Source organism: Vibrio sp. 10N.222.52.B12 (assembly GCF_002875385.1).
GTDB classification, from domain to species: Bacteria; Pseudomonadota; Gammaproteobacteria; order Enterobacterales; family Vibrionaceae; genus Vibrio; species Vibrio jasicida.
Map to the genome: position 1 here is coordinate 1 of NZ_MDAW01000096.1, position 5494 is coordinate 5494.

The window sequence follows — 5494 nt, forward strand, 5'->3', positions numbered from 1 at the left end:
TGACTTAAATGCATCAAAGCACATAAAGTTTGTTGTTCGCAAAGTTTAGTTCGGCTTAAAATTGTCGCTCGGTGCCTCGCGACTAACAAACTGCTCAAGAGGGATTCGCAACGCGTGGCATTTTTACTATGCGTTGAATTTAGTGTTTAAGGTGGTATGCGGGAGCTTCGGTATTGCGTTGCTCACACCTTAACGCGGCGTTAGTCGCCAGAAAAAGCTAGCAGTCAGAATCATGTTTATAAGCTCAAAAGTTGGCTACTGGTTGTTTGATTCATAGTTCCATCTTCGATAGTCAAAGCTCTGTGTCATCGGTTCTAAATCAATGCGTTGCTATTTTCTAAGCGGTTGTTTCGTTCTTTGGTGGTGATAGAGCGGGGCGATCGAAAATCTGTTTTTGGTTGCAAATCAGCTCGGTGAGTTTGTTGGTTTAAAAGCTTATTTACTTGCTGAAAGGACGTTTTCTCTGGTGTGGTAAGTTCCACGTGGTTTCAGTGACTTTGTTGAAAGTCCGCACTGTGAGATTGGTTTTCCAAAAGCGCTTTTTGGTGTTGTCAGTCCGTTTTCTACGACGTTTTATGTTCCAAGTGGTTTCATTAAGTAGGCGCTTTGAGACTACGCCTGACTTAAGTGCATCAAAACACATAAAGTTTGTTGTTTGCAAAGTTTGGTTCGGCTTAAAATTGTCGCTCGGTGCCTCGCGACTAACAAACTGCTCAAGAGGGATTCGCAACGCGTGGCATTTTTACTATGCGTTGAATTTAGTGGTTAAGGTGGTGTACGGAAGCAGCGGTATTGCGTTGCTCACCCCTTAGCAGGGCGTTAGGTATTTGGAGGTAAATTGAAAGGTCGAATATCAAGATTGGCAGTGGTAGACGTATGCCTTGAAGGTGTTGCATCGGCGCAAAATGAATACTGTGACATGTCTGGAGGTGATTGGGTTTGCTGGGCTCCTGAATACTTTATAACTACGACTATTGCACGGTGCTTACATCAAGCAAAGGGCAGCAAATATGTAACAATCGAAAACGGTGCATACGACGCTCTTGATTATGCTGGTGCTGTAGGTAAAGGTCGCCTCCATGGAGATATACGTTCCAGTGGACGATTTGACCTACTTCTTTGGTGGGCAAAAAGAGATCCCAGAGCTGTAATTGAAGTTAAGAATCGGGTGTTTAACAAGACTCAATACGAGCCAGACTTAAAAAGAATTACAGGGGTTCTCAAACGGAAAAAATTACAGTCTTCAATGGAGTTTGGAGCTTTTGCATTTTACTCGGCTGCCGATGATTCATCTTCGAAAAGGTCGTATGAAATATTAGAGCAACGAATAGAAACTATTCAAAATAACGCACAAGAAATTGTTGGTGTTGACTTCAAAGCAACTCTATACATAAGTGAGATCGCAATTGAAGGTTCTAGTGGCTGGTTTGCGGGGTGCATTCTTGTAGAACATACCTAACAATCTGTTTAAGAGTGATTCGCAACGCGTAGCATTTTCACTATGCGTTGGTTTAAGTGATTAAGGTGGTATGCGGTGGCATCGGTATTGCGTTGCTCACACCTTAACAGGGCGTTAGGCTACTCTCCAAGGCTCATGCAAATAAATGAAAGTAACAAATGACATATAGTGAAGTACTTCGAGCGAACACAAAGTCGACAGATATTAATATGCAAAAGTTTTTATAATGCCCTCGTTTTTGGTGAATTCTTTTAGAGGTAATGTATGACGGCATGTAATATCAGTACAGGTGAATTTTCGAAGCATTTTAATGCGAATATGAAGGCTCTAGGACTCCCTGTTCCTTCTACCTTGTTTGACTCTGCCACGGCTGCCATCAGCAATGCAGCCATAATGATAGAGGCTTTGAAAAAACTAGGGCGAGGGGCAACTGTTGCTGAGTTGATAAAAGCTACAACGGGTTTAGAGAAACTGAAAGTTGCAGGTGCTTTGCTTGCGTCCTTTTACGTTGGCGCTGTTGTTGGCAGTATCGCTGTCGCTAGTACAAAGACTTTAGGGTGCGGCTTGAATTTAGAAGGTTTCTTTTCATTTCAAAATAAGCACAGATTAAAGTATCCAAACAGTCACCTGTTTTATGCTGCGAATCCTGAGATATTAGCACCCAAAATTAAAGCACATACAGGCTACTGGACTAAAGCAATTGCGAACAAAGGGTTATGATTGTGAAAAACAAAATAGCCCTATTACTTACAGGCTTGTTTATTGCTTTTGCATCTTGGTTATTCTTTAATACCTTCCAAGTTTACAGCTTTTATATCCTGCTCTTTATTGTCATTCTAGTGGTTTCAGTTCGAAAGTTTTCGAGAAAAGATTAGCCTAACAAACTGTTTAAGAGTGATTCGCAACGCTTGGCATTTTTACTATGCGTTGTGCTTAGTGTTTAAGGTGGTATGCGGAGCGGAGGCTTTGGTATTGCGTTGCTCACACCTTAACAGGGCGTTAAGTTTCAAGAGGTAACTATGGACGAAAGGTTTCAATCTTGGGTTGCAATGGCTAGTCATTTTATTGGTGAGCACTTTGATCACTGTAAGCCGTTTCTTGATAAAGACTTTCCAAATATGCATCCTATGACTAGGTTTGTAAGCACTCAATTGTATTTATCTTGTCATTTTAGCTCAGAGAGTTCTCTTATTTTGTTACAGCATGGTCAAGAGTGGGATGCTGAGATTATTAATCGCTCAATTATTGAAGGTGTGACTAAGTACATTTATATGTTGAATGGATCTGAAGAGGAAGTGCTTGAGAAAGTAAAGGAATATTGGGAGATCCTTCCTAGTTACTCTGCTATTAAACGAAGTGGTAGGGCGGCTTCTTTGTTGGCTGAAGTTGATCCTAAAGAAATGCACAATTGGTTATCGATTCAAGAACTAACACTAGAGCCGGAACAAGCGGACAGTATTCGAGGCGATACAAATAGGCAGCAACGAAAACAACTGGAGCAAAAGTGGTCGTTTAGCCAGATCATACAAGAGTTTAGTAAGTCCAGTGATACTAGGCTTAACCCTTTAATCCATCTTGGCTATAATTACGGGATGAGCAGCCATCTTATCCATAAAGATGGTGATGGTGTAGGTATGGTGTGGGAAAGGTGTGTCCGTACTGCAGAAGAACAAGCATGGGTTAAAGCTGCCCATATCGCTCGCTCTATTTCTGATATCTGTACTTTTGCAGAAATGCGCACGCTATTCCTATTTCAGTTTTGTGGTGAGAAACCAGAATTTTCCACAAAGCTAAGGCAAAATTATGAGCCACTGTTTACAAGCTTAAAGGGCGCGCTACAGGAATTTAACTCCTCAGAATATGAAACTTAACAAAGCGTTTAAGGCAGATTCGCAACGCTGGGCATTTTCGGTTTGCTTTGAATTTAGTGTTTACGGCACAATGGGTTAGGTTAGGTGGTAATGTTGCTCACTACTTAACGCGGCGTTATGTTTCATCTAACCCATTGAAATTAATTTAATTATCCCCATGTGTATTATAAACCCAACGATAGAGTGAAATAACTATGAAAACAACCAGCGATATTCGAGCCCTTGTCAGGGATGGAGCAAACGTAAAAGTTCCAGCAACAAAAACGACATCAGACTTAAGAGCGATTGTAAGAGATGCGAAAGAGGTTGGTACTCAGGTGACAATTTCTGGTGCAAACAAGAAAACAACATCGGACCTCAGAGCTATCGCAAGAGATTATCCTGGTGGTGTAACTTTTGAGTTAGATGCTTAATGCTCTATTCATCACGTATTTGCAAACGTATTAGCACCTGACTTTTAGGTGCTTTTTACTATAAAAACTGTACTGTTTTACAACTGTCTTTCCAGCACATTCAACAACCCGAAGTCAAAAACATAACAAACTGTTCAAGCAGATTCGGCATGCGTGGCATTTTTGGTTTGCAGTGAGTTTAGTGTTTACGGCGTGGTGCAGAAGCTTTTGTATAGCATGCCTCACTACTTAACAGGGCGTTAGGTTTCTTGAGGAGAAATTGAAGTATGATTTTTGTAAAAAGGATGTTGTTTGTTCTTTTGATCTTCTTGCTGATAAGCTCTCTTTGTGTAATTACTTTGGAGTTATTATACAATGGTTTGTCTAGCGGAAATCTTGTTAAAGTATCACCTCTTCTTGCTTTTTTGGGGGCTATTTCTGCTCTTTATATTTGGGCCGCGAATGTGGTTCGGCTGCGGTCAGACGACATTTTGAAAGAAGTGGGGAACATGTATAAAAGGTCTTATGACACTCTTAGTGGTAGCAAAAATAATGAACTCCCTCAGAATGACAGAATGCTTTGGCTAACTTCTGCACGTTTATTATTGTCGGCACAAGACCTTAGCCTAAATTTAACAGAGCCTAGTCATAAAAAAATTCACAAGGAAATTGAAGCATTTTGGCAGTGGAAATTTTACTTGTTGATCTCATCTGAAAAAAACAATTTTCCTGAGAACTACTTTTCTGAGGGTGTGTCTCATTATATTGCGTATTCAAAAGGTAAGAGTGCTCCTATTGCTGTTCCTTCGTTGATTGTTTTATATAAATTTTTCCAATGGAAAGATGACGGTATAGATCGTCTGGATAACTATAGAACTATTACCGAACCTGAATTTGAAAAACTTCAGGGGGTCCCGCCTCAAGTTCTAGAAATAATGCGTAAGTGGGGAGTAAAAACCTAACAATCTGTTTAAGAGGGATTCGCAACGCGTGGCATTTTCACTGTGCGTTGGTTTTAGTGTTTAAGGTGGTATGCGGCAGCATCGGCATTGCGTTGCTCACCCCTTAACAGGGCGTTAGTCGCCAGAAAAAGCTAGCAATCAAAATTATGTTTCTAAGCTCAATTTTTGGCAACTGTTTGTCCGGTTCACAGGTTCATCGACGTTGGTCCCAACTCATTTTCAGCTGTTTTAAGTCCAAGTTTTGCAATTGTCCTTGCGTTTTTTGTTCTTTGTTGCTGACAGAGCAGGGCAATCGAGAATCTGTTTTTGGTCGCAACTCCGCTCGGTGAGTTTGTTGGGTACAAAAGCCGATTTACTCGCTGAAAAGACGTTTTCTCTGGTGTGGTAAGTTCCACGTGGTTCCAGTGACTTTGTTGAAAGTCCGCACTGTGAGATTGGTTTTCCAAAAACGCTTGTTGGTGTTGTCAGTCTGTTTTCTACGACGTTTTATGTTCCAAGTGGTTTCATTGAGTAGGCGCTTTGAAACTACGCCTGACTTGTGTGCATCAAAGCACATAAAGTTTGTTGTTCGCAAAGTTTAGTTCGGCTTAAAATTGTCGCTCGGTGCCTCGCGACTAACAAACTGTTTAAGAGGGATTCGCAACGCGTGGCATTTTTACTATGCGTTGGTTTTAGTGTTTAAGGTGGTATGCGGCAGCTTCGGTATTGCGTTGCTCACACCTTAACAGGGCGTTATAAGCTAGGAAAATAGAATGAATAAGCAAGAAAAATTAAAACTACTCAGGAAGCTTCTGGAAAAATCATCAATAG

At 41.0% G+C, this 5494-nt stretch carries 5 protein-coding genes and 2 pseudogenes; 6 read left to right on the forward strand and 1 reads right to left on the reverse strand.

Annotated elements, in window-relative coordinates; translation table 11 throughout:
• Positions 1–838: 838 nt before the first annotated feature.
• The 5 genes from BCT11_RS05360 (at position 839) to BCT11_RS05395 (ending at position 4684) form a co-directional block, all read left to right on the forward strand.
• On the forward strand, positions 839–1459 hold the full coding sequence (locus BCT11_RS05360) for a hypothetical protein (RefSeq protein WP_206747852.1): 621 nt from the start codon (positions 839–841) through the stop codon (positions 1457–1459).
• 264 nt (positions 1460–1723) lie between these two features.
• On the forward strand, positions 1724–2179 hold the full coding sequence (locus BCT11_RS05370) for a hypothetical protein (RefSeq protein WP_102387479.1): 456 nt from the start codon (positions 1724–1726) through the stop codon (positions 2177–2179).
• Positions 2180–2478: 299 nt separating this feature from the next.
• The gene (locus tag BCT11_RS05380; RefSeq protein WP_102387480.1) at positions 2479–3330 is read left to right on the forward strand and encodes a DUF5677 domain-containing protein; all 852 of its coding nucleotides are present in this window, start codon (positions 2479–2481) and stop codon (positions 3328–3330) included.
• Positions 3331–3524: 194 nt separating this feature from the next.
• Positions 3525–3743 (forward strand): hypothetical protein, encoded by a 219-nt coding sequence (locus tag BCT11_RS05385; RefSeq protein ID WP_102387481.1) that lies wholly within the window; start codon positions 3525–3527, stop codon positions 3741–3743.
• Positions 3744–4009: 266 nt separating this feature from the next.
• Complete coding sequence (locus tag BCT11_RS05395) at positions 4010–4684, forward strand: hypothetical protein (RefSeq protein ID WP_102387482.1); 675 nt, start codon at positions 4010–4012, stop codon at positions 4682–4684.
• Between the two features lie 185 nt (positions 4685–4869).
• Here BCT11_RS05395 and BCT11_RS28585 read toward each other — a convergent pair.
• Positions 4870–5152 (reverse strand): annotated as a pseudogene (locus BCT11_RS28585) (hypothetical protein).
• Between the two features lie 124 nt (positions 5153–5276).
• Between BCT11_RS28585 and BCT11_RS05410 the strand changes: the two are divergent.
• Positions 5277–5409 (forward strand): annotated as a pseudogene (locus BCT11_RS05410) (DUF3265 domain-containing protein).
• Positions 5410–5494: the final 85 nt, after the last annotated feature.

Coding starts and splice junctions, on each gene's coding strand:
- BCT11_RS05370 (WP_102387479.1), top strand. CDS start 1,724: ATGACGGCATGTAATATCAGTACAGGTGAATTTTCGAAGCATTTTAAT.
- BCT11_RS05380 (WP_102387480.1), top strand. CDS start 2,479: ATGGACGAAAGGTTTCAATCTTGGGTTGCAATGGCTAGTCATTTTATT.
- BCT11_RS05385 (WP_102387481.1), top strand. CDS start 3,525: ATGAAAACAACCAGCGATATTCGAGCCCTTGTCAGGGATGGAGCAAAC.
- BCT11_RS05395 (WP_102387482.1), top strand. CDS start 4,010: ATGATTTTTGTAAAAAGGATGTTGTTTGTTCTTTTGATCTTCTTGCTG.